Source organism: Pollutimonas nitritireducens (assembly GCF_002849615.1).
In the GTDB taxonomy this organism is placed as follows: domain Bacteria; phylum Pseudomonadota; class Gammaproteobacteria; order Burkholderiales; family Burkholderiaceae_B; genus Pollutimonas; species Pollutimonas nitritireducens.
Genome location: NZ_PDNV01000006.1, coordinates 43,364 through 66,128, shown reverse-complemented (window position 1 = coordinate 66,128; position 22,765 = coordinate 43,364). Strand labels below are relative to the sequence as shown.

Annotated in this window: 23 protein-coding genes; 10 read left to right on the top strand and 13 right to left on the bottom strand. The window is 57.0% G+C overall.

The genetic code is table 11. The features are described from left to right. Positions 1–56 precede the first annotated feature (56 nt). The 12 genes from CR155_RS10035 to radC form a co-directional block, all read right to left on the bottom strand. Positions 57–326, bottom strand: a complete 270-nt coding sequence (locus tag CR155_RS10035; RefSeq protein ID WP_073108198.1) for a type B 50S ribosomal protein L31 — start codon at positions 324–326, stop codon at positions 57–59. Between the two features lie 150 nt (positions 327–476). Then, positions 477–1,334 carry a tryptophan 2,3-dioxygenase gene (gene kynA / locus CR155_RS10030; RefSeq protein WP_102069907.1) on the bottom strand — a complete coding sequence of 286 codons (858 nt, stop codon included), beginning with the start codon at positions 1,332–1,334 and terminating at the stop codon, positions 477–479. Continuing rightward, the gene (kynB, locus tag CR155_RS10025; protein ID WP_102069906.1) at positions 1,331–1,987 is read right to left on the bottom strand and encodes an arylformamidase; all 657 of its coding nucleotides are present in this window, start codon (positions 1,985–1,987) and stop codon (positions 1,331–1,333) included. The genes kynA and kynB overlap by 4 nt, the downstream gene beginning before the upstream one ends. 175 nt (positions 1,988–2,162) lie before the next feature. Further along, complete coding sequence (locus tag CR155_RS10020; protein WP_439650431.1) at positions 2,163–3,458, bottom strand: ABC transporter substrate-binding protein; 1,296 nt, start codon at positions 3,456–3,458, stop codon at positions 2,163–2,165. Positions 3,459–3,483: 25 nt separating this feature from the next. Continuing rightward, entirely contained in the window at positions 3,484–4,608 is a 1,125-nt protein-coding gene (locus CR155_RS10015) for a zinc-dependent alcohol dehydrogenase family protein (RefSeq protein ID WP_102069904.1), read from the bottom strand. A gap of 24 nt (positions 4,609–4,632) precedes the next feature. Then, positions 4,633–5,385, bottom strand: a complete 753-nt coding sequence (locus CR155_RS10010; RefSeq protein ID WP_102069903.1) for an SDR family oxidoreductase — start codon at positions 5,383–5,385, stop codon at positions 4,633–4,635. 16 nt (positions 5,386–5,401) lie between these two features. Continuing rightward, on the bottom strand, positions 5,402–6,838 hold the full coding sequence (locus tag CR155_RS10005) for an aldehyde dehydrogenase family protein (RefSeq protein WP_102069902.1): 1,437 nt from the start codon (positions 6,836–6,838) through the stop codon (positions 5,402–5,404). Positions 6,839–6,854: 16 nt separating this feature from the next. Then, complete coding sequence (locus tag CR155_RS10000) at positions 6,855–7,520, bottom strand: ABC transporter ATP-binding protein (RefSeq protein WP_102069901.1); 666 nt, start codon at positions 7,518–7,520, stop codon at positions 6,855–6,857. 3 nt (positions 7,521–7,523) lie between these two features. Further along, positions 7,524–8,264 carry an ABC transporter ATP-binding protein gene (locus CR155_RS09995; protein WP_102069900.1) on the bottom strand — a complete coding sequence of 247 codons (741 nt, stop codon included), beginning with the start codon at positions 8,262–8,264 and terminating at the stop codon, positions 7,524–7,526. 18 nt (positions 8,265–8,282) lie between these two features. Continuing rightward, positions 8,283–9,206, bottom strand: coding sequence for a branched-chain amino acid ABC transporter permease (locus CR155_RS09990; protein ID WP_102069899.1), 924 nt, complete (start codon positions 9,204–9,206; stop codon positions 8,283–8,285). Next, positions 9,206–10,111 carry a branched-chain amino acid ABC transporter permease gene (locus CR155_RS09985; RefSeq protein WP_102069898.1) on the bottom strand — a complete coding sequence of 302 codons (906 nt, stop codon included), beginning with the start codon at positions 10,109–10,111 and terminating at the stop codon, positions 9,206–9,208. The genes CR155_RS09990 and CR155_RS09985 overlap by 1 nt, the downstream gene beginning before the upstream one ends. A gap of 257 nt (positions 10,112–10,368) precedes the next feature. Beyond that, positions 10,369–11,046, bottom strand: a complete 678-nt coding sequence (gene radC / locus CR155_RS09980; protein ID WP_102069897.1) for a RadC family protein — start codon at positions 11,044–11,046, stop codon at positions 10,369–10,371. Positions 11,047–11,252: 206 nt separating this feature from the next. Here radC and CR155_RS09975 point away from each other — a divergent pair, with 206 nt between their 5' ends. The 8 genes from CR155_RS09975 to CR155_RS09940 all read left to right on the top strand — a co-directional run bounded on the left by CR155_RS09975 (position 11,253) and on the right by CR155_RS09940 (position 20,696). Then, positions 11,253–12,317, top strand: coding sequence for a serine hydrolase domain-containing protein (locus CR155_RS09975; RefSeq protein WP_233214118.1), 1,065 nt, complete (start codon positions 11,253–11,255; stop codon positions 12,315–12,317). 87 nt (positions 12,318–12,404) lie between these two features. Further along, positions 12,405–12,881: an FKBP-type peptidyl-prolyl cis-trans isomerase gene (locus CR155_RS09970; protein WP_102069896.1), complete on the top strand. Its 477-nt coding sequence runs from the start codon at positions 12,405–12,407 to the stop codon at positions 12,879–12,881. Continuing rightward, positions 12,881–13,849 (top strand): 4-hydroxy-3-methylbut-2-enyl diphosphate reductase, encoded by a 969-nt coding sequence (gene ispH, locus CR155_RS09965; protein ID WP_102069895.1) that lies wholly within the window; start codon positions 12,881–12,883, stop codon positions 13,847–13,849. The genes CR155_RS09970 and ispH overlap by 1 nt, the downstream gene beginning before the upstream one ends. Then, positions 13,849–14,496: a maleylacetoacetate isomerase gene (maiA, locus tag CR155_RS09960; protein WP_102069894.1), complete on the top strand. Its 648-nt coding sequence runs from the start codon at positions 13,849–13,851 to the stop codon at positions 14,494–14,496. Before ispH ends, maiA begins: the two co-directional genes overlap by 1 nt. 126 nt (positions 14,497–14,622) lie before the next feature. Further along, entirely contained in the window at positions 14,623–16,062 is a 1,440-nt protein-coding gene (locus tag CR155_RS09955; RefSeq protein ID WP_102069893.1) for a YdgA family protein, read from the top strand. 111 nt (positions 16,063–16,173) lie between these two features. Next, positions 16,174–18,252, top strand: a complete 2,079-nt coding sequence (locus CR155_RS21270; protein ID WP_304528516.1) for a methyl-accepting chemotaxis protein — start codon at positions 16,174–16,176, stop codon at positions 18,250–18,252. Positions 18,253–18,411: 159 nt separating this feature from the next. Beyond that, on the top strand, positions 18,412–19,743 hold the full coding sequence (locus CR155_RS09945; RefSeq protein ID WP_102069892.1) for an APC family permease: 1,332 nt from the start codon (positions 18,412–18,414) through the stop codon (positions 19,741–19,743). A gap of 17 nt (positions 19,744–19,760) precedes the next feature. Next, positions 19,761–20,696 carry an SAM-dependent methyltransferase gene (locus CR155_RS09940; protein ID WP_102069891.1) on the top strand — a complete coding sequence of 312 codons (936 nt, stop codon included), beginning with the start codon at positions 19,761–19,763 and terminating at the stop codon, positions 20,694–20,696. Here CR155_RS09940 and CR155_RS09935 read toward each other — a convergent pair whose 3' ends face one another. Further along, positions 20,697–21,080, bottom strand: coding sequence for a DUF4168 domain-containing protein (locus CR155_RS09935; RefSeq protein WP_102069890.1), 384 nt, complete (start codon positions 21,078–21,080; stop codon positions 20,697–20,699). Between the two features lie 232 nt (positions 21,081–21,312). On the opposite strand from CR155_RS09935, the gene CR155_RS20890 reads away from it, so the two are divergent. Together CR155_RS20890 and CR155_RS09930 are read left to right on the top strand one after the other, a co-directional pair. Continuing rightward, complete coding sequence (locus CR155_RS20890; protein WP_199171726.1) at positions 21,313–21,450, top strand: hypothetical protein; 138 nt, start codon at positions 21,313–21,315, stop codon at positions 21,448–21,450. Between the two features lie 121 nt (positions 21,451–21,571). Continuing rightward, positions 21,572–22,741 carry an aminotransferase class V-fold PLP-dependent enzyme gene (locus CR155_RS09930; RefSeq protein ID WP_102069889.1) on the top strand — a complete coding sequence of 390 codons (1,170 nt, stop codon included), beginning with the start codon at positions 21,572–21,574 and terminating at the stop codon, positions 22,739–22,741. The last annotated feature ends 24 nt before the right edge of the window (positions 22,742–22,765 follow it).

Genomic DNA, 22,765 nt, shown 5'->3' with positions numbered 1-22,765 from the left:
AAATTAAAAAGGCAGCCCGAAGGCTGCCTTTGGCGGACACAATTGCAAGCCTGGGTTTAGGAAGCCTTGCGTGCGGTCGTGCCTGCAGTACGCGCGAAGCGGGCGCGGAATTTCTCGACGCGGCCGGTTTCGACAATGCGCGTTTGGGCGCCGGTGTAGAACGGATGCGATTCGGAGGTAACGTCACACTTGAACAAGGGGTAAGTCTTGCCATCGAGTTCGACGGTTTCGCGGCTGTGCAGCGTTGAGCGCGAAATGAATTTAGTGCCTGTCTGCTGGTCCAGAAACACCACTTCGCGGTATTCGGGGTGGATGCCTTCTTTCATGGTCTATTCCTGTTGTAACTGTAAGGGCGGGTCGCCAGCCGGTACACATACCAGCAACGTATCCAAAGTAACGCAGCATTCTAGCACGGGGAGGCTGCGCATCCAAGCAGATTGTGACGTGAATTCAAGGTTGCACTGTGCGACGACACCTTAAAGGTCTGTACGGAGTCGCCAGAGTTCGGGGAACAGCACGATGTCGAGCATTTTACGCAGGTAGGAAACGCCCGACGTCCCTCCCGTTCCCCGCTTGAATCCGATGATGCGTTCCACCGTTGTGACATGCCGGAAGCGCCAGAGCCGGAATGCGTCTTCGAGGTCGGTCAATTTTTCGCCCAGCTGATACATGTCCCAGTACTGATCCGGATCGCGATATACCGTGAGCCATGCCTGTTCAACCTCGGCACTGACGATATACGGCTGGGTCCAGTCACGATGGAGATAATTGTCGGGCACGGCCAGTCCCTGCCGATGCAGCGCCTTCAAGGCCTGGTCGTAAAGGGACGGGGCTTCGTAAGCGTGGCGTACCTGTGCAAGAAGCTCGGGCCGGTGTGAATGAGGCTTGAGCATGGCCGCGTTCTTGTTGCCCAACGAAAATTCGATTTGACGGTATTGGTAGCTCTGGAAACCGCTGGACTGCGCCAGATAGGGCCTTAGGGCGGAGTATTCCGGCGGCGTCATGGTGGCCAGGACGTCCCAGGCGTGTACCAATTGTTCCATTATCTTGCTGACCCGCGCCAGCATCTTGAAACAAGGCTGAAGACGATCGGCGGACAGGCTCTGCATGGCCGCCTTGAGCTCGTGCAGCATCAGTTTCATCCAGAGCTCGCTGGTCTGGTGCTGCACAATGAACAGCATCTCGTTGTGCTCGGGCGACAGCGGATGTTGCGACCCCAGCAGGGTGTCCAGGTGCAGGTAGTCGCTATAGCTCATGTCACTGGAGAAATCGAGCTTGGCCTTTTCATCGTGGACGATGGCGGAGCCGGCTGGCTGGGTGTCGCGAGTGTTCATGTTGTCTTGGTCGATGATGGATTTGCGCGCAGGGTGCGCAAGATGGCGCGAACTGGACTGGCGTCGGCGTCGGTGAGTGCGAGGGGCAAGGCGATCAGTTCATAATCGCCGGGGGGAACGTGGTCGAGGACCAGGTTTTCCAGTACGCGCATGTCGTGGCGCCAGATTGCCTGGTGGCTATCCAGTGTCTTGCTGGTCGCGGGATCGATGCTGGGTGTATCTATGCCTATGAGCACAGTGCCACGGAAGGCCAGGAAGTTGATGGTTTCGGGAGCGAACGCGGCGAATTCATTGCTCCAGCCATCCGTGTTCGCCCGTTCGCAGGTACGCAGGAGCAGCCGTGGCGGCGCCCCTTCCAGCCAGGGCAGGATGTCGTCGATGGTGATGAGGGGCCGACCGCTCAATGCATGGACGACCCGGCATGGCCCGAGAAATGGGACAAGGTCGAGCTTGCCGACAGCCAGGCCCTCGGGGTGATAGTGCAGCGGAGCATCGGCATGCGCCCCGATGTGGGGCGACATCGTGATTTCACTGACATTCACAGGACAGCCTGGGCCTATTGATGCGTTCCAGCGTTGCGTATAGGCCGTGTCGCCCGGGAATACGGGCGATTGCGCGCAGACGGGCGGGGAAATGTCCCACAATTGGCTCATGGCCTATCCTTTGCCGGGATGGTATTGAAAGCGGTGAATATTCGAAGCTTAAACGAATTAGTCTTTCCTATGTTGCTGTTGGCGTATGAATGACAGCTGCCCGGCGGACCGGGCAGCTGTCATTCGGCATGCGGATGGCTACCGGTGCGGCGCTCCAGACGAAGCCAGGCGAAGTTTAGAACGTAGCCAATTTATCGCTTTTCAACACGTCGGCAGTCAGATTTTTTTCGATCCATTCGAAAGTGTTCACGCCCGCGGGAGGTGTTACCAGTTCAGCCGGAATGATCATCATGTTTTTCAAAACTTTGAAAGAATGATCTTTGGATGAGGTGGTGATGCCGAACAGCTGGGCTTCCAGCCCCTGGCCATCCGGACGATTGATGGTGACTTCACGACCATAGCCCTTGAAGCTGATGTCGTGCATGGCGGCAGCGGCTTGCTCGGTAGTGGGCCATTCTCCCTTGTTGTCTGCAATGGCCTTTTCGAAGCCCGCTTTCAAGCCGGCAAGCGCCTGAGCCATGTGATACACAGAATAAATGGGATAAGCATTAGTCTTGTCGTGGAATTTCTTGATAAATTCTTTGTGAGCGGCGTCGTCCTTGGTCTCGGGATGCTGCCAGTAATGGTCGCCACGAGCGCCTACGATCACACCTTCGGGCAAGGCCTTACCCAGGCGCTCGAGCGAGCTTTCAGCCAGGGAAAGCACAAAAGTGGAGTTTTTGAACAGATTTCGTTGCGAAGCCTGGCGCACGAAGTTGTCCAAATCACCGCCCCACGAAGTCGAAACGATCACATCAGGGCGTAGCGCTTGCAACCGGCTGATCTCTGTGGAAAAGTCAGATGCCCCGAATTTAGGGAACATCTCAGCCACAACCTTGACGTCTGGCTTGAACTTTTTCAAGGCGGCAAGGAAGATATCGCGTGAATCGCGACCCCAGGCGTAATCCTGGTTGACAATGGCAAGGGTCTTGAAGTCAGGTTTAACTTTCATCAGGTAGATGACCTGAGCGATCATTTCCGTCGTCGCATTAGCCTGCGTACGGACTACGTACTTGAGCTTTTTCCCTTCAAGGGCATTCTGGGTACCGCAATCCCAGAGAATATTCAGAATTTTCAGGTCTTCGGCCACGGGAGCCACGATGCCGCAATGACCACTGGAAATGGCCGATAACATGACGTCTGTACCACTTTCCGCCAAGCGGCGATACTCGGACAGCAATTTCTCGCTGCCGCCGCCCTCGTCAATGTAGGTTACCTTGATTGGAATGCCGCCAATCCCGCCCTTGGCATTCATGTCTGCAATGATAATGTCAGCGCCTTCTTTGGCGGGGACACCAAAGACGGATGCCGAACCCGATAGATAAGTAGAAATGCCAACGTTCAATTCCGCCGGCTTGTCGGCGGCAATGGCCGCCGTGCTGCTGGCAGCCATCATCATGGCGATAACGACGCCAGCAATTTTATTTTTCATTAACATTTTTTGTCTCCAAAATGAACTACAGAACGATCGCGTCGCGCAGGCTGCTACCCGACGCCAGATGATCAAAGCCTTCATTGATTTCATCCAGGGTGAAGGTCTTACCCAGGAGCTTGTTGACCGGCAGGCGGCCGGCCTTGTAGAGGTCTATATAACGTGCAATATCCTCAGCCGGCGCACCCGAGCCTAGATAACTTCCTTTTATTTCGCGCTCTTCCCCGACCAATTGAGCGAGCGGCAGTTGAAAGCGTGCGCTGGGATTGGGCAGTCCGGAAGTTATGGTGGAACCACCACGCGCCGTCAACTTGAACGCGGTTTCAAAGGCCGGCACGGCGCCCGCCATGTCGAAGCCATAGTCTACGGGACCCCCAGCAGCATCCATGAGATCGGCATCGCTGGCGATGTCGCGCGGGTTGACCAAGTGAGTGGCACCCAGTTCCCTGGCAAGCTGCAATTTTTCATCCGACAGATCTACGGCCACGATACGGCGTGCGCCCGACGCGGCGGCGGCCAGCAGGGCACTTAAGCCCACGCCGCCCAAGCCAACCACTGCAGCGGTATCACCCGCTTTCATCCGGGCGCGATTGATCACAGCACCTGCGCCCGTAAGGACGGCGCAGCCGAACAACGCCGCATCTCGGTGGCTGATGTCGGTAGTTATCTTCACGCAAGAGCGACGTGACACAACCGCATATTCTGCGAAGCAGGACACGCCGGTGGCATGATTGAGGTATTCATCGCCGATGTGCAGGCGGCGCTCGCCAGAAAGGAGTGTGCCTTTGGCGTTGGCTGCTGCACCGGGTTCGCACAGCGCTGGACGGCCCTTCATGCATGGAAAGCAGCAGCCGCAACTGGGAACAAATACCATAACGACATGATCTCCGGGCTGCAGGTCGTTCACGCCTGCACCGGTTTCGACCACGTTCGCTGACGATTCATGGCCCAGCACGATGGGTAGCGCCCTGGGACGATCGCCATTTATAACCGATAGATCTGAGTGGCACAGGCCGGCCACCTTGATTTTGACGAGAACCTCGCCAGGTCCGGGAGGATCCAGTTCGACTTCCGTAATCACTATCGGCCTAGTCTGAGCATAGGGGGCGGCGGCCCCCATTTCACGCAGTAGTGCAGCCCGAGTTTTCATGTGCTTATCCGTTGTGGTCAGTGCTTAGATGGTGCGGCCGCCATCCACCGGGAATTCGACCCCAGTGATGAACTCAGCAGCGTCGCTTGCCAGGAATAGTGCGGCGGCGGCCACGTCTTCAGGCTTGCAGAAGCGGCCCAGCGGGATGGTGGACTGGAACTTTGCGCGGTTTTCGGGAGTGTCAGGCAGCCCCATGAATAACTCAAACATGCCTGTAACACCCATGACCGGGCAGATGGCGTTGACACGAATATTATCGGGGCCCAACTCGATTGCCATCGATTTGGACAGAAGGTTCACTGCGCCCTTTGTGGCGTTATACCAAGTCAGGCCGGGGCGCGGGCGGATGCCGGCCGTCGACCCGATGTTGATGATCACGCCTTTGCCTTGCTTGCGCATCAGGGGTACGACGGCGTTGGTCATGTAGTAAATGGACTTCACATTCACGTCAAACATACGGTCGAACATTGCTTCGTCCACGTCAAGCATGGGTTGGTTCTTATGCGTGATGGCAGCATTGTTGATCACGATGTCCAGCGAACCGAACTCGTGCATGGTTGCATCAACCATGCACTGTATGTCTTCGCGTTTTGAAACGTCTCCTTTGAGCGCCAACGCGCTGCTTCCGATTAGGGATGCGACGCGGTTGGCGCCTTGTTCATTGAGGTCGGCAATGACGACTTTCGCGCCCTCGCGGGCAAACACCTTGGCGATTCCTTCGCCGAAACCGCTGCCAGCGCCTGTAATCAGCGCGACTCTACCTTCAAGTTGATGCATTTGCTGGATTCCTCGATTATTCGCCGTGGTGGTGGACGATGGTTTTAGTTGTGCTCATTTCTTCGAGGGCGATAAAGCCTTTTTCACGACCGTGACCACTCTTCTTCACACCGCCGAAGGGCAGTTCCACGCCACCGCCGGCGCCGAAGCTGTTGATGTAAATCTGGCCGGCCTGCATGGCTCTGGCCACACGCTGCTGGCGTCCGCCGTTTTCCGTCCACACGGCAGCCATCAGGCCATATTCAGTGGCATTGGCCAGCTCGATGGCTTCGGCCTCAGTTTCGAAAGGAACGACAACCAGAACAGGGCCGAAAATTTCATGCATGAGCAAATCGCTGTCATGGTTTTTTGCGCCGAAAATCGTGGGCGTTACAAAGTATCCGCCTTCGGGAACGCCTTCGGCGATTCCGCCTCGGGCAACCACGGTCAATCCTTCGTCTATGCCCTTCTGAATATAACGGTTGATGCGCTCCCACTGGGTCTTGTTAACGACAGGACCGCAAGTGAGGTCCATCTCTGGCGTACCTGCGCGCGTCTTGGAGAATTCTTCGGCCAATACTCTGAGGAACTCGTCGTGAACACCTTTTTGCACAAGCAGGCGGCTCCCGGCGGTACATGTCTGTCCGGTGTTGTGTACGATCCCACGCACAATGGCAGGGATGGCTTGTTTGAAGTCGACATCGTCAAATACCACGTGGGCTGATTTTCCACCCAGTTCCAGTACACATTTCACGGCATTGAGCGCGGCCGCTTGCTGTATGAGGATGCCGACTTCATTGGATCCGGTGAAAGAGACAAAGTTGATGCCAGGGTGTCTGGAAAGGGCGGCACCCGCTTCTTCGCCCAAGCCCGTCACCACGTTAAGTGCGCCTGCGGGAAAACCTACCTCCAGAGCCAGCTCGGCAATGCGCAGTATGGACAGGCAAGCGTCCTCCGCCGGTTTAACTACCGCAGCGTTGCCCATGGCCAAGGCTGGCGCCACGCTCCGACCGAGCATTTGCGCCGGATAGTTCCACGGAATGATGTGAGCCGTCACGCCCAGTGGTTCGCGGACAACTTGTACGGAATAGCCGTTAAGGAAAGGAATGGTTTGTCCATGCACCTTATCGGCACCGCCACCGTAATACTCGAAATAACGCGCCAACACAGTGATATCGCCGCGGGCGGTGGAGATAGGCTTGCCGGTATCCTTGGCTTCGAGTTGGGCGAGCTCTTCGTGATGGTCGAGCACTGCTTGGCCCAACTTCACTAACAATCGACCGCGTTCGAAGGCGGGAGTCTTGCCCCAGTCGCTGTTCAACGCCCGGCGTGCGGCCTTGACAGCGCGATCGACATCGGTCGAATCGCCACGGGGAATAGTCGTAAACACCTTACCGTCGCTAGGGGAAACGACGTCTATGGTCTGCTTGCTGGCGGCGTACGTTTGTTGGCCGTCGATGATCATTTGAGTCATTGCGCGCTCCTGCCTTTTACATAGTTTGTTGAAGCTCGATCGAGCCTCGTTCGATGGTCCATATCCGATCAGGGATATTGCCGAGCAATTTGATGTTCGATTCGGTGATCACGACGCAAATGTCAGGCTGCAGGGTTTTCAGGCGGCTGAGCGCGTCGGTGTAAATAAGCCCCAGCTTCGGTGCAAGGCCTTGAAAGGGTTCATCCAGCAATAACAGACGTGTGCCGACCATGAGTGCACGGCCCAAGGCCACCATCTTGCCTTGTCCACCCGACAACGCAGAGCCGGAGCGTTTGAGCATCGGCACGAGGTCGGGGACGACTTCGAGTACGACTTCCAGGCGGTGGTCGATGGACTGCCTGGATTGCTTGATCGCATGGCAGGGTAGGCGCAGGTTCTCTTCGACCGACATTGTTGGGAAGATGATTCGGTCTTCCGGTGAATATCCGATTTGATAGCCTGCGCGTGCATGCCCCGGAAGGCTGCTGAGTATCACCTCATCGAGCCGGATCTCGCCGGCTTGCAGCTTGATCAGCCCCATGATGGTACGCAGCAAAGTCGTTTTCCCAGCCCCGTTGCGGCCCACGATCCCCACCGTGGTTCCTTTCTCGAATGTGCAGTTAACGTCGCGCAGAATACGATTGCCCGCGAGATCGACATTGACGCCGGTGAGCTTGAGCATATGTCAATTTCCCAATATTTCGCGCTTGATTTGTGGATTGTTCAAAACGTCATCGGGCGTGCCATCGGCCATGATCGCGCCGTTTATCCAGGCGGCCACGCGGGTGGCGTATTGCGCGACGATGTCTACATCGTGCTCGACGAACCAGCTCGTTACTTTTCTTTCTTCGAGCGCGCTCATAACGGTTCGCATGAGATCGTGTTTATCTTCCGATGCGACACCGCTGGTCGGCTCGTCCATGATGAGCAGCTTGGGTTGCAACGCCAACGCCATGGCCACATCCAGCAGCTTGCGCTTGCCTTCGGGCAAATCGCGGGAAAGCGCGCTGGCGTCCTCCCGAAGTCCGACTAGCTCCAGGGTGCTCTCTACCGCGTTGCCATCCACCGTGGCCGACAATGGTTTGAACGCACTGAGGCGGGCGTTTTGGCGGGCAGCCGCGATCTGTATGCATTCGCGCACGGTATGCTCGGTGAACAGCTGAGGCAACTGAAAAGAGCGTCCCAGGCCCAGGCGAACAATTTTGCGCGGAGCCATGGCAGTAATGTCGTGGCCGTCGAAGATAACCTTGCCGGAAGCCGGCTTCAGGTACCCAGTGCAGATGTTGATGAAGGTGGTCTTGCCCGCACCGTTCTGGCCGATCACGGCCAGGCGTTCGCCGGTATGCAGCTCAAAGTCGATATTGTTGGCGGCTACCACGCCGCCAAATGCCAGATACAGGCCGGTGGTCTTGATTAATGGCAGCATCGCTTCAGCTTCCTTCCGTTAGAGTTTGATGCGCTTGGAGAGCTGTCCGATGAACCCCGTAGGAAACAGGAATATCACGACGATTAGAGTCAAGCCCAAGATGAATTGCCACAGCCCGGGAAAATAGGCCGTGGAAGCCAGTTTGACAGCCTCGAAGACCAGCGCGCCCAGAAAGGCGCCAAGGGCATGGCCGGCCCCGCCCAGGATGGCAATGAATACATATTCGCCCGAGCGCAACCATAGACTGATGTCGGGGGTGACGAGCCCTTGCATGAGTGCGAGCAAACTGCCTGAAAAGCCCACCACGATGGCGGAAAGCAGGTAACCGCGCCACATAACTGCGTAAGCTGAAAACCCCAGGTATTCCAGACGTGTTTCGTTGGTTTTGATAGCGGCGAGCGCTTCGCCATTTCCGGAGCGGAAATAGCGTTGGATCCACCAGGCAAGCGCAAGAGCGATGACTACCGTGACGATAAGCAGCACGAATTCGTACGGCGCGCGCTCGAGATCCATACCGAGTATCGTGGGACGCTGGATGCGCAAGCCATCGGTGCCGCCCGTGATGTGGTAAAGCTTGCCCAGGAGCGCAAAGAGCACCATGCTCAGCGCAAGATTGAGCATACCGAAGAAAATCCCGCGATAGCGGACGACGAATACACCAATGATCGCGCTGGCCAGGATAGCGGCCAGCACACCGGCAAAGATCAGCACGATGGCATCCAGGCTGGGGTAAGCACGAGCCAGGAACGCTACGGTGTAGGCTGATATACAGGCATACATGGCGTGGCCGAAAGACACTTGGCCTGCACGCATCATTACTGACACGCCCAGTGCGGCAATGGCGTAAGTCATTCCGATAACAATTGGTGTGATCGTCCAGGGAATTGCGTATCCAACGAAAAGAGCAAGTGCTGCGCCAACTATGCTGATGACGTAAATCATTAGATCGTCCTCGCTTGTGCAACAGTGAACAGCCCATGCGGACGGACGAGCAATACCAGGCCCATGATGATGTAGGGCACGGCCACTTCGAACTCTGGCGCCATGTAAACGGATATTGAGCGGATGATGCCGATCAACAAGGCCGCCACAAGCGCGCCTGTGATCTGTCCCAGACCGGCAGTTGCTACTACGGCGAAGGACAACACAATCATGTCAGCGCCGGCTCCGGGCACCAGGGAGGTGGTGGGCGCAGCGAGAGCGCCCCCCAGCACGCCCAGGATGGCACCGACGATGAAAGTGATCAACCCGATTTTGCTGGCGTTGATGCCCTGCGATATGGCGACTTCCCGGTGGTGTGTAATGGCCACTATCTGTTTTCCAAGGTTTGTATGGCGCAGAAAGTACTCCAGGCCAACGTACGCTACGATCGCCGTTACAGGTACCACCACCAACTGATACGTGGTGTAAGTAATGCCGCCCAGTTCGATATTGCCCAGACGGTTCACCACTTCACTTGCGCTATAAGGCTGAGCACCCCAGATCATGCGCTGGATATCTTCCAGCATTAGTAGTGCGCCAAAGGTGAGCAATAACTTCAGTATGGGATCGTAGCCCTGGGCGCGGCGGATCAGCAGCACTTCCATCAGGCCACCTAATACGGTGCCGACCACAACGGCAACGACGAAGAGAGAGAGCAGAGGGATCCATGCGGATTCCGTGGACGGCGCGATCATCATGATGAACGAGGCCGCCGCATAGCCGCCAAAGGCGTAAAAAGCCCCGTGCGCAACGTTCAGTATGCCCATCACGCCGAATATGAGAGTCAGGCCCATGGACACTAGAAACAATAAGCAGGCGTATGCGACGCCATCGACCAGAGCAAGTGGCAGGATGTTAAGAAACACGAACTTTCCTCAGGAAGCTACGAGCTGGAATGGCGGCAACTGCGGACATCACGCTTTAACGGGTGGTCAAGCAAACCTACCGCTAAATCGGCCCAGTTTAAGAAGCGTAAACCTCAGGGGCAATTCGCCATTCGAAAACCGGGGGTTTCTCATAAACGTAAGCGCGGGAAAGTCCTAGGGCGATTTTTTGATTTCCGAGGGTAAATCCGCATGGTCTATTTTTTGTTCGTGTTGTATTGCCATGGGATCGTGACGCGTTACAGCTGCCCGCGTTCCGCCAGTGAGATCGCGCCGGCGGCCGTGACGATAAGGTGGTCGATGAGGCGGATATCCACCAAAGCCAGCGCATGCTTCAGATGGCGCGTGAGCGCCAGGTCGGCGTCGCTGGGTTCCGATACGCCTGATGGGTGGTTATGCGCAAGGATCAGGGCGGCGGCATGGTGCTTAAGGCCGGCCTTGATCACTTCTCTTGGATATATTGATGCCTGCGTCAACGTCCCACGGGATACCTCTTCACTGGTGATCAGGCGGAATTGACTGTCAAGATACAGGGCCATGCAATGCTCGATGGGAAGATGGCCGAGCGTGGCCGTGCAATAGTGCTTCACGCGCTGTGGTTGGTCCAGTGCCTGGCCGGCCTTCAGGTCTTCTTCCAGTGCCCTGCGGTTCAATTCATTGATGGCCAGAAGTTCGCAGGTTTTTGCGACACCCAGCCCAGTGATGCCCAGCAACGTCTGGGCGTCGGCCGACAGCAGGCCTCGCAAGCCGTTGAATCGTTCGATAAGTTGGTGCCCGAGGCCCACGGCATCGCAACCGCGGATTCCGGTGCGCAGCAGGATGGCCAGTAGTTCGGGGGACGTCAAGACCTGGGCGCCATGAGCAAGCAGGCGTTCGCGTGGACGTTCGGGCCGGGAGCGGGAGGCATGTAGGGTCATGAGGACTCGATAAGAAACCGTAACGATGCTCTACATTGACATGTCTCGGCTTCAGACAGGAGCCGGGTGCAAGGTTTTGTCCCTTCTGGTTTCCACCTGCTGCAGGGGATATCTACGGCTTGCACGTGTACTGATGTTTTGCTTATGATCGGTCGGGACCGTGCCTGCTTGCCGGGTACTCACACACGCTAATGAGGAAATGCCCCATGCAGAATTCGTCCATGCAGGAAGCCGTGCAGTTCGCCATCGACCACGAGACTACCTGGGACCGCGACGTAGACGGCGTATGGGGCGTACATGTGCAGGATCCTCCTCCATGGAATCGCCTATTGGGACCTGTCCACTCTCGGGGGCCGGTATCAGGCGTCATTACTCTAAAGGGCAAGACCCTGACGACCTGGGGCGAGCCGCAGCGTGCGGACCTTACGTTCAGCGTCGCAAAAACATATTTGGCATTATTGGCGGGTGTGGCGCACGACCAAGGTCTGTTGCCCGATGTGAATGAGCCGGTTCGTCTGCGCGTGCCGGGTATTGGCTTTGACGGCGGCAATAACGCCCTGATCACCTGGCAGCATTTGTTGCAGCAGACCAGCGAATGGGAAGGTGAGATATTCGGGGTGCCGGATCAGGTCGACCGCTATCGTGCTGTCACCTTTGGTGCTGCGCCGGCCGGCAAAAAAGGCGATCCCCGCCCCCTCCAAGCGGCCGGAACGTATTGGGAATATAACGACGTCCGCATAAACCAGCTTTCCTTGGCCCTTTTGCATCTGTTCCAGAAACCTTTGCCAGATGTCTTCCGTGAAACCATTGCGCGGCCGGCAGGAGTCTCCGAAAACTGGAAATGGGTGGGCTATGACAATGCCTGGGTAGAGATAGCCGGACAGAAGGTGCAGTCGGTACCGGGAGGTAGCCATTGGGGTGGCGGTATGTCCATCAGCGCCGAAGACCAGGCCTTGATAGGGCAGGTATTGCTCGACGAAGGTATGGCCAAAGGCAAGCGCGTGCTCTCATCGGACTGGGTACGGCGTATGCGCACTCCGTCTGAACTGGCGCCGTACTACGGCTACCTGGTATGGCTGAACCACGATCGCAAGGTGTTCGCCAACGTGCCGGAGAGCAGTTACTTCGCTATAGGTGCGGGCAGCTCGTTTACCTGGATCGAGCCCGAGCGCCAAATGGTGGTGGTAGTCCGTTGGCTGAATTCCGAACATGCCAACGATCTGTTCGGCAAGATCCTCGACGCAGTGGACCATGCTGGGATAGCGGCATGATTTACACTCTGGCGGCAGGGCGCGTGTGAAGTCCCATAAGACGCTTTAAAATAGAGCAACAGCAACGCTCTTCTACGGTGAAAGATTTTGACTTCTACTCCCGACTCAGCTTCGGTTCGTGTTCAACCCGATTCCTACCTGACACTGCACTATCGTATTGAACTTGTTTCAGGACCGGCGGCAGGTGCAGTGTTTGCCGATACATTCAGCGAACGTCCCGCCACCTTGCAAATGGGCACGGGTCAGTGGGCTCCCGGCATGGAGGAAGCCTTGCTCGATCACTCAGAGGGTGAACGGTTTTCCTTCGACTTGCCAGCAGCCCAGGCTTATGGCGACCGCAATCCCGAGCTTGTGCAACGTGTCACCCGTGCCATGATGGCTCAGAATGCCGACCCCGAGTCCCAGTTCGAAGCCGGCGACATGGTTGAATTTTCTGCTCCCAATGGCGGCCGTTATTCCGGTGTCCTGAAAGAGATCAACGACGACACGGCCTTGTTTGACTTCAATCACCCGTTGGCCGGCGCCGACCTCCACATTGAAGTGTCCTTGCTGGGGGTCCTGTAATGTCTGATCAGCGACCCGCCCAGGCCGATCTCGAGGTCGTCCTTGCGCAACCCCGGGGCTTTTGTGCCGGTGTAGATCGCGCCATCGATATCGTCGAGCGGGCATTGGAACTGCACGGCGCGCCCATATATGTACGCCACGAAATCGTCCACAATCGTTATGTGGTGCAGGACCTCAAGCAAAAAGGGGCGATTTTCATCGACGAACTCCACGAAGCGCCTGCCGGCTCCATCGTCGTATTTTCGGCCCATGGCGTGGCCAAGACTGTGCGTGCCGAGGCGGCGGAAATGGGATTGAAGGTTTTCGACGCAACATGTCCGTTGGTGACCAAAGTGCACATCGAAGTGGCGAAGATGCGCGCCGCCGGTCGTGAGATCATCATGATCGGTCACCGCGGGCATCCGGAAGTGGAAGGCACCTTGGGCCAGGCCGACGGCGGAATGTATTTGGTGGAAACCGCTGCCGACGTGGCTGCGTTGCACGTTCGCGATCCGGAGAACCTCGCCTTCGTGACCCAGACCACTTTGTCGGTTGATGACGCAGCCGAGGTTGCACAGGCTTTGCGAACTCGTTTCCCCACCATTCTTGAACCGAAGAAAAGCGATATCTGTTACGCCACGCAAAATCGTCAGGATGCCGTCAAGATCATGGCACCTGATTGTGATCTCGTTCTCGTGGTCGGTAGTCCCAACAGTTCCAATTCGAATCGCTTGCGCGAAGTGGCGGAACGCAAGGGAGCAGCTGCCTATCTTATTGACGGCCCCGAAATGATAGACCCGGCATGGCTGGAGCAGGCCAGGCGAGTCGGCGTGACGGCGGGCGCTTCGGCCCCCGAAATATTGGTCAATGAGGTTATCGTGCGTCTCAAGGAGCTCGGTGCCGCTTCCGTGCGGACCTTGGCCGGCACACCCGAAAATGTGTCGTTCCCACTGCCAAGGGAACTCTCGCGTAAAGTCAAGGAAAGCTGATGAAACTTTATGGTTACTTCCGCAGTTCGGCAGCGTATCGGGTCCGCATCGCACTGAATCTGAAGAACTTGCCCTACGAGACTGTGCCGGTGCACTTGCTGAAGGATGGTGGCCAACAACTGACCCAATCTTATCGCGAGCTGAATCCCACCGGCCTGGTGCCCACTCTCCAGGAAGACGACTGGACGCTTGGACAGTCCATGGCCATACTCGAATACCTGGAAGAAACGCATCCCAATCCGCCCCTGTTGCCGGTGGATGCGAGACAGCGCGCCAGGGTGAGATCCATTGCCCAGTTCATTGCCTGCGACATCCATCCGCTCAATAATCTGAGGGTCTTGAAATATCTTAAGCATGAACTCAAGGTCGATGAAGATGCCAGGAATGCCTGGTACCGTCATTGGGTTGAGCAAGGGCTGGCTGCCGTCGAGGGGATGCTGGCCGGACATTCGGCGACCGGTCGATACTGTCATGGTGACCAACCGACGTTCGCGGATCTGTGTCTGATTCCACAAATGGCCAATGCACGTCGTTTCAATTGCGACCTCAGTACGATGCCCACCATCGCAAGCATCGACGCTGCCTGTGCGCAGTTGCCTGCGTTTCAGCAAGCCGCCCCTGGCAGCCAGCCGGACAGCGAGGCTTGAATCATCTTTTGTGGTCTCCGGTGAAGGCGTTCCATCGTGGTTAAATGGATCCCGGCAAATCGGCCTTGTTTATCCAGCGCGCTGCATGCGCGCGGTCCCGCCGCAATGAAATAGAACAGGAACATAATGAAGAGAAGCACTGGCGTAATTGGGGTGGTTGTAGTCTTGGGCGTAGCATATATGGGCGCCACCTGGTATGTGGGGAAGCAGGCGCAAGTCACCGTGGAACGTGTCGTGGCGCAAGCCAATGAACGTGTGATCAAGATGCTGGGCGCCGACATGGGCGCCGACAATCTCAGGATAGAAATCAACGACTATCAACGCGGCTGGTTCGCCTCGGACGTCAGCTACACCCTGTTCATGAAAGATGAAGACGGTACACCGCTGGAACTGAAATTGCACGATAAGCTGCAACATGGACCGCTACCAGCCAGCGCGGTGGCTGCGGGCGATTTCATGCCGATGCTTGCCCATAGCCAGGCGCAGCTTCGTCCCACGCCGGCCACCCAGAAATGGTTCGATAGCCAGAATGGCAAATCGCCCCTCAATATTGAAACACGTGTCGGCTTCGGTGGTACTGGCCGGTCTGTCTGGACATTCTCCCCGGCCGAGCTGGTTGAAGACGGCGAGAAAATCTCCTTCAGCGGTGGCGTCGTTGAGATGAACTTCACCAACGACTTCAATGACAATACGGCAGCCGGGCAGGTCGCATCTTTTTCGGTGACCAATGAGCAAACGGGTGAAAACCTATTGATCAAGAATATCCAGGCCAATAGCAAAACCACGATGTCGAATCAGAGCGACGTGTCGACGCAAAGTAATGCGACGGTCCAGTCGCTGGCCATTGATAGTCCGGCAGGGCGCGCTGTGGTATTGGAAGAGCTGTCCATGGCCGTAGACAGTCAGCAAAAGGGCAAGTTGCTGGACGGTACGCTACGTTACGATTTTGGTCGTATTGCTATTGGGGAAATAGATCTGGGCAGCGTCTCCGTGGGTGCCAGCGCGCGCCAGCTGGATGTTGACGCGCTGACCGACCTGGCGACGACCTACGATAAGATCGTTGCCAGGGAAGGTATTTCGGCTGACGAGGAATTGGTATTGACCGACGCTGAGGAAGCTGTCATGCGTGAAAAGCTGGTTGCCATGCTGGCTTCCAGCCCATCGATTTCCATTGATCCCCTGGTATGGAAGAATGCCCACGGCGAAAGCAAGACCGGCTTGCAGGTTGATCTTGCCAGCCCGGACAATTCACAAGAGCAGCGCACCGATGTACTGCTCGCCGAAATACTGAAGCGTGTGAAACTTGACCTGTCCATATCCAAGCCTATGCTCATCCAGGCACTGGGTCAGGTACAAAACGATCCCCAGCAAGCGCAACAGATGCAAGTGCTGGGGGCGATGATTTACGACCAATATGTCGCGCGTCTGAGCGGGGCTGGACTCATCGTTGCAGAAGGCGACACGGCAAGCACGGCCATATTGTATGAAAACGACAAAGTCGATTTGAACGGCCAGGCGATGTCCGTGCCCGAATTTCTTCAGCGCGCCATGAGTGCAGTGATGTAACCCTCCGTGCAGGGAAATCCCTAGCGCCAGCGCGGTAAAGAACCTCATCACGGCGCCGTTAATTGGATACCAACCGTGTATTCCAACGGGAAGGCCATCATGGAGACAACCGTGGCGCGCACTAAAATAAAAAACAAAGTGGTAGGTAAAGGGTGGATGTCCAGGCAGTCATTGGCATTGCGGATGTTCCGGACAACATCGGTTGTGACAGCCATTGTCATGCTCGCCGTGACGGCTGCAATGGCCTGGCAAAGCCGGCTGGCTGCCATTGACAATGTGCAGCGCGAGTTGACGGCGGCCCTGGATGGTACGGACCAGTCCCTGCAAATCGTCTTTGCGAGCGCCAGCGCACGCGGCCAGGAACTCATTCCGGTAATGGAGCGCGAGTTGGGTGGCATCCCCGTCCTCGATGGAGGCACGATCGATACCGAGGAGGGCGGCGAAGTCCCCTTGCTGGTGGTTGACGATCGCATTGTCAACGGCGATATCGACACATTGCAGCGCATCAATATGAATACGGGTGCCGATCCCGCCATCATCGTGCGGTCGGGTGACAAGTGGGTGCGCGTGGCCACATTGTTGCGAGATGCCCAGGGCACGATACGCCTGGGCAGTACGGTGGACAGCAAGGACCTGCTGGCCCGTACGCTGGATAGCGGCAAGCCGTACAGTGGCCTGGTCCAGCGCAATGGCAAATGGTACGCCATGAGCATAAAGCCCTTGAAAGATGATGCCGGAAACGTATATGGTGGATTTTCTGTGCGTGTCGATGTCCATGCACAGGTCGATGCTGTACTGCGGACGGTGGCCATGGCCAAGGTTGCCGAGCATGGCACGCTTGGCATTCTGCAACGTTCCAACGACAACAAACAGTGGCTTCAGATCGCCGGATCCCAGGGCAAACCCGGTGAACCTCTGTCAGCGAGCATGCCGCTCGCCGATGTCGCCACACTCGAAAACATGTATCGACAGCCCAATGGTTTTGCCAGTGTGAGTCTGGGCGCCGAGAACACAGCCAGGTTCATGGCCTGGCGTACCGTGGATAACTGGAATTGGATTCTGTATGGGGTCGGAGACCAGAATGCCTTTTTGCTTAAAAGTTATCAGTATCTGGCCATTCAGCTGGCGCTTATGCTGATCGGCACATTGCTGATTTCACTATTGGTAGGCTTGGGGGTGGCCCGCATTCTCCGGCCGGTCCGGCAAGTGATCGAAGTGATGGAGAAGCTCGGGGCGGGCGACTTCAGCAATCGCATCGACGACGTTCCCGCCAACAGCAGGAATGAAGTCCATGCCTTGCTTGATAACCTCAAGCGCACCCAAGACAATTTACAACGCGCCATTTCCGCCGTGCGCGCGGGCGTGGACGAAATCAATGTGGGCGCCACCGAGATCGCCTCGGGCAACGCAGACCTGTCCAGCCGAACCGAGCAGCAGGCCGCCTCCTTGCAAGAGACGGCGGCCAGCATGGATGAATTGGCCGCGACCGTAAAGCAGAATACCGATCATGCCCGCCAGGCGACCGCATTGGCCGACACCGCTTCCGATGTGGCGCATCGGGGCGGCCAGGCCGTCACGGGTGTCGTGGAAACCATGCACCGAATTTCGGCGAGCTCCGGAAAAATAGGAGAAATCGTTAGCGTGATTGACAGCATCGCGTTTCAGACCAATATCCTGGCGCTGAATGCGGCGGTTGAAGCGGCGCGCGCCGGTGAACAGGGGCGGGGCTTTGCCGTGGTCGCATCGGAAGTGCGGTCGCTCGCCCAGCGCAGCGCCGATGCGGCAAAAGAAATCAAGGCGTTAATCGGCGCCTCGTTATCCGAAATCAATGATGGCGCGGCGAAGGTCGAGGGCGCGGGTTTGACCATGGAAGAATTGCTGTCATCAGTGCAGCGCGTAACCGAAATCATGAAGGAGATCGCCAGCGCTTCCGAAGAGCAGTCCATGGGCATCGACCAGGTCAATCTGGCTGTCTCGCAAATGGATGAAGTGACCCAGCAAAATGCCGCCCTCGTCGAACAGGCGGCCGCTGCCGCCAGTTCGCTCCAGGATCAGGCGCGTTATCTGGCCAACGCCGTGGCTGTATTCAAGATTTCCCCTGCCGTCGGGCAAGTGGATGTCGCGGAATTGGCGACCAGACAGTCAGAAGGCAGAAACCCCCTCAAGCCCCTGAGACCGGCCCTGCAGTAGCTTTCTCGTCTCTCACCATGCTGTAAAGAAAGGAAGGCACCTTACAATTGGCCGGCCTTGGTCTGCTGACCTTGTCTGGCAAGAATCTTGCTGCTGTCGCTGGCGCCCCGGGAATACTGTTACTAGCTGGGCGCCATCAAACTGCACGTGGGAGTTCACATGGCCGACCAGAACCGCGCTGGGCCTGAAGCATTGCTTTCGGTATTTGATGCAGTGACCATCGTGGTGGGGCTGGTGGTCGGAATCGGTATATTCCGGACGCCGTCCATCGTGGCTGCCAACGTCGGCAGTGGATTCATGTTTGTCATGGTGTGGGTACTGGGCGGCGCCATGACGCTGGTAGGTGCATTGTGCTATGCCGAACTGTCTGCCGCTCATCCGCACTCGGGTGGCGAATATCATTTTCTTTCCAAGGCGTATGGAAGATCGGTCGCTATGATGTTTGGATGGGCGCGTTGCACAGTGATCCAGACTGGCGCCATCGCGGGCGTGGCGTTTGTGCTGGGCGACTACGCCGCTCAGATTGCACCGTTAGGCCCCTATGGATCGGCAATTTATGCCGCTTTGTCGGTCATCATATTGAGCACCGTGAACATCATCGGCTCCACCGAAGGAAAGAACCTTCAGATCGTGGTGACGTTTATCGAGGTCCTTGCCATAGCCGGGATCATCATGTTCGGACTGTTCAGTCCTGCTGAACCTACGGCGCCTGTCTCGATGCTCCCCGAAACGGCTGGTGTGGGCATGGCAATGATCTTCGTCCTGCTCACCTATGGAGGATGGAATGAGGCTGCCTACCTGACCGGCGAATTGAAGAATGCGCCTCGCAATATTGCAAAAGTACTCACCATCGGTACGCTGATGGTGGCAGCTTTATACGTGCTTGCCAACGTCGCGCTGCTTTCCACTCTGGGGCTCGAGGGGCTGCGCAAGTCGGACGCCGTTGCTGCGGACATGATGCGCGTGGTCGCCGGGCCCTCGGCGGAGATTGTTGTAACTTTGACCATCGTGGTTGCGGCGATTTCGACCCTTAACGCCACCCTGTTCACGGGCTCCAGGGTATTCTACGCCATGGCTCGCGATATGACGGTGATGTCCTGGATCGGCATATGGGACGGCCGCGGCAAGACTCCTGCCAATGGTCAGATCGTACAGGCCCTGATCGCGCTTGCATTGATCACCCTTGGAGCGATTACGCGTGATGGCTTCAAGGCCATGGTGGACTATACGGCGCCGGTGTTCTGGGGCTTTCTACTGATGGTGGCCATCGCTCTTTTTGTCCTGCGCTGGCGGCATCCCGAGCGCGTTTTGCCGTACAAAGTACCGTTTTACCCTTGGACGCCGCTTATTTTCTGTTGCACCTGTCTGTACATGCTTTATGCCAGCATTGCATACACGGGGGTCGCGGGCTTGATTGGCCTTGCTGTGCTTGCTTCGGGCATACCGATACTCTTCTTCAAGAAAAAGCTGGAAGAAGAAATGGAGTACTAATCGTCAGGAGGCCCGTGATGTCCACACTTCGCAAATGCTTCATTGCCACAGCACTGTGCATGGTCGCACTGCATCAGCATGCCCCGGCGCAAACCGCCACCGCGCCGACCGTTACGGCGGACTCGTCGACGTTCAAGCCGAAGGTGGGGCAGTCCGGCAAGGACGTGATCTGGGTGCCCACTTCTCAGGTTCTGGTCGACCGCATGCTCGATGCCGTTCGACTGACGAGTTCAGATTACTTGGTGGACCTGGGATCGGGCGACGGCAGAACAGTCATCACAGCAGCCAAGCGGGGCGCCATGGCCCGCGGAATTGAATACGACCCGAAAATGGTCGAGTTGTCCAAACGAACGGCAAAACTGGAGGGTGTTGAAGATAGAGCGATTTTCGAACATGCCGACATTTTTGAGTCCGATTTCTCCGACGCGACGGTCGTGACGCTTTTCTTGCTGCCCAATCTGAATATCAAGTTGCGACCCTCGATACTTAATATGAAGCCGGGAACGCGCGTCCTATCGAATTCCTTCACCATGGGCGACTGGCAACCGGACGACACGATCGATGTGCAAGAGGGATGCACGCATTTTTGCACTGCCTACAAATGGATAGTGCCAGCCAACGTTGCAGGTACGTGGTGGCTGGGTGACAAGGAACTGGTGCTGAGCCAGTCTTATCAGGTTGTGGAAGGAACGCTGCGCGATGGTGGTGACACGCGGGCCATTCATGACGGTCGTCTGACTGGCGCCCAACTCGTCTTTAGCGTTGGCGACACCACCTATAGCGGCCAGGTTGACGGGAACACGATCAGCGGCACCATAAACGGGGTGAAGGGCTGGTACGCGACCCGGTCAGGAGCGACCCGGTCAGGAGCGACCCGGTCAGGAGCGACCCGGTCAGGAACGACCCGGTCAGGAACGGCCCCGGCGCCAGGCTCGCCAGGGTCCGGCTCGTGACTACTTGATCAGCTGTTGGACGCGCTGGACCAGCTGGGGATTGGACTGGATTGCCTGATTCATACCATTGAACTGGTCGACCGTCATCCCTTCCGCATGGACAGCTTGTACCATTTTATCGTCGGCTTCCTTGAATACCTTCTTGCGCTTGCCCTCGTCGGCGGACTCCTCAAGCTTGGGCGTGTATTCCTGGGAAATCATGGCGACTTTCTGGGATGCCGTAACGAATTTCTCAAGTTGAGCATCGGAAAAATTCGCGGATGGCGCAGTAACGGGCGCATTCGGCGATTGAGATGGAGCTGCCTGTTGTGCCATGGCGACGCCAGTGCTCAGACCGAAAGTCAAAAGGACAGCGGACAGGGTTCGGGTATAAGGTAATTGCATGCAGTCTCCTAGCGTGCGTGAATGATCTTACATGATGACAGTATCGAACGAGAGTTCAAGGGTTATCCCGTAGTGTTTCTTATCCAAGCGCAACGGCGGGTAACGCTCACAGTTGGGGTCTAGGCCTCACTCGTGGAGCGCGATTGTGCGCGACCTACCCGCTATAGCTCAATTACGCGTATGCTAATGGGGCCATTTGGCATGTCACTATCGTAGGTCAAGGAGTATTTTCATGGCAAAAGGTCAATTACGCGGCAACAAAGAGGCAAAAAAGCCTAAACAGGCCCCCAAGCCCGCAGCACCCGCTTCACCATTTGGGTCCACGGCGGCCAGGGGCGGTTCACAAGGCGCCGACGCCAAGAAAAAATAGCAAGGGTTTGATCGTCAGTATCAGCAACATGCAAGGGCGCTCCGGCGCCCATTTTCTCGCATGTACTACCTGGTTGTATCATGTCGGCACTCGCAAACAGCCGCTTCGTGCAGGAGAACTCATGCTTGATATCGGACGAATACGCGCTGATACACCTGCCACGCATGACAAGGTCTTCCTGGCAAGCGCTGGCGCGTCCTTGATGCCCATACCGGTGGTCAGGGCGATGCACGACTATCTTGATTTGGAGGCCCAGTTGGGCGGCTACGGCGCATACGAGTCCGAACAGGTTCGCCTCGCGTCTGCTTACGAGTTGGCCGCGCGATTGATCGGCGCTCTGCCGCAAGAGATCGCCTTCATGGAAAGCGCCACCGCGGCTTGGCAGATGGCTTTTTATTCCATGTCTCTCAAGAAAGACGACGTGGTATTGACCAGCGAGGCAGAATATGGAGCCAATTTCGTGGCGCTCCTGCAATTACGCCAGCGCCTCGGTATTGAGATTCAGGTGGTTCCCAGCGATGCAACCGGAACGATCGATCTGGATGCATTGCGTCACATGATCAGTCCTCGTGTAAAACTCATCTGCCTGACCTGGATTCCGACAAACGGCGGTCTGGTCAATCCCGCGGCAGAGGTGGGAAAGATCGCACGTACCCATGACGTGGCCTACCTGCTGGATGCATGCCAGGCACTGGGGCAGATGCCTGTGGACGTGCAGACGCTGCATTGCGATATGTTGACGGCGACCGGGCGAAAGTTCTTGCGCGGGCCGCGCGGAACGGGCTTTCTGTACGTACGCAGCGGCTTCATTCCGCAACTGGAACCCCACACTATTGATCACTTCTCCGCGCCATGGGTTGAACGCGACAGGTACGAGTTGCGCGACGGCGCGCGCCGTTATGAGACCTGGGAGTCCAACTATGTAGCGCGCATGGGACTGGTCACGGCGATGGACTATGCGTTGAATATAGGCATGAGTGCCATCCAGGAACGTTGTGTTGTCTTGGCCGCACGTTTGCGCTCGGGCTTGCATGTTCTGCCGGCGGCGACGGTGTGCGATCTGGGTCGCGATCTGTCCGCAATCGTTTCGTACACCATAGAGGGCGAACCGGCCGAACACGTGGTGGAACGGGCCGCCAAGGCAGGCATCACGATGGGGGTGACGCTGCCCTCCGGTACGCGTCTGGATGCGGAGCGCCGACGTTTACCGCCTATGGTCAGGGCATCGCCGCATTACTTCAATACCGAGCAGGAAATCGATACCTTGCTGGATTTCCTGCAGGACTTGTAAGCGAGCGGCCGTGTCCGCATATCG

Bases quoted from the DNA above. Each gene is read 5' to 3' on its own strand.
- CR155_RS10035 (WP_073108198.1), bottom strand. From the start codon at position 326: ATGAAAGAAGGCATCCACCCCGAATACCGCGAAGTGGTGTTTCTGGAC.
- kynA (WP_102069907.1), bottom strand. From the start codon at position 1,334: ATGAACACTCGCGACACCCAGCCAGCCGGCTCCGCCATCGTCCACGAT.
- kynB (WP_102069906.1), bottom strand. From the start codon at position 1,987: ATGAGCCAATTGTGGGACATTTCCCCGCCCGTCTGCGCGCAATCGCCC.
- CR155_RS10020 (WP_439650431.1), bottom strand. From the start codon at position 3,458: ATGAAAAATAAAATTGCTGGCGTCGTTATCGCCATGATGATGGCTGCC.
- CR155_RS10015 (WP_102069904.1), bottom strand. From the start codon at position 4,608: ATGAAAACTCGGGCTGCACTACTGCGTGAAATGGGGGCCGCCGCCCCC.
- CR155_RS10010 (WP_102069903.1), bottom strand. From the start codon at position 5,385: ATGCATCAACTTGAAGGTAGAGTCGCGCTGATTACAGGCGCTGGCAGC.
- CR155_RS10005 (WP_102069902.1), bottom strand. From the start codon at position 6,838: ATGACTCAAATGATCATCGACGGCCAACAAACGTACGCCGCCAGCAAG.
- CR155_RS10000 (WP_102069901.1), bottom strand. From the start codon at position 7,520: ATGCTCAAGCTCACCGGCGTCAATGTCGATCTCGCGGGCAATCGTATT.
- CR155_RS09995 (WP_102069900.1), bottom strand. From the start codon at position 8,264: ATGCTGCCATTAATCAAGACCACCGGCCTGTATCTGGCATTTGGCGGC.
- CR155_RS09990 (WP_102069899.1), bottom strand. From the start codon at position 9,206: ATGATTTACGTCATCAGCATAGTTGGCGCAGCACTTGCTCTTTTCGTT.
- radC (WP_102069897.1), bottom strand. From the start codon at position 11,046: ATGACCCTACATGCCTCCCGCTCCCGGCCCGAACGTCCACGCGAACGC.
- CR155_RS09975 (WP_233214118.1), top strand. From the start codon at position 11,253: ATGCAGAATTCGTCCATGCAGGAAGCCGTGCAGTTCGCCATCGACCAC.
- ispH (WP_102069895.1), top strand. From the start codon at position 12,881: ATGTCTGATCAGCGACCCGCCCAGGCCGATCTCGAGGTCGTCCTTGCG.
- maiA (WP_102069894.1), top strand. From the start codon at position 13,849: ATGAAACTTTATGGTTACTTCCGCAGTTCGGCAGCGTATCGGGTCCGC.
- CR155_RS09955 (WP_102069893.1), top strand. From the start codon at position 14,623: ATGAAGAGAAGCACTGGCGTAATTGGGGTGGTTGTAGTCTTGGGCGTA.
- CR155_RS09945 (WP_102069892.1), top strand. From the start codon at position 18,412: ATGGCCGACCAGAACCGCGCTGGGCCTGAAGCATTGCTTTCGGTATTT.
- CR155_RS09940 (WP_102069891.1), top strand. From the start codon at position 19,761: ATGTCCACACTTCGCAAATGCTTCATTGCCACAGCACTGTGCATGGTC.
- CR155_RS09935 (WP_102069890.1), bottom strand. From the start codon at position 21,080: ATGCAATTACCTTATACCCGAACCCTGTCCGCTGTCCTTTTGACTTTC.
- CR155_RS20890 (WP_199171726.1), top strand. From the start codon at position 21,313: ATGGCAAAAGGTCAATTACGCGGCAACAAAGAGGCAAAAAAGCCTAAA.
- CR155_RS09930 (WP_102069889.1), top strand. From the start codon at position 21,572: ATGCTTGATATCGGACGAATACGCGCTGATACACCTGCCACGCATGAC.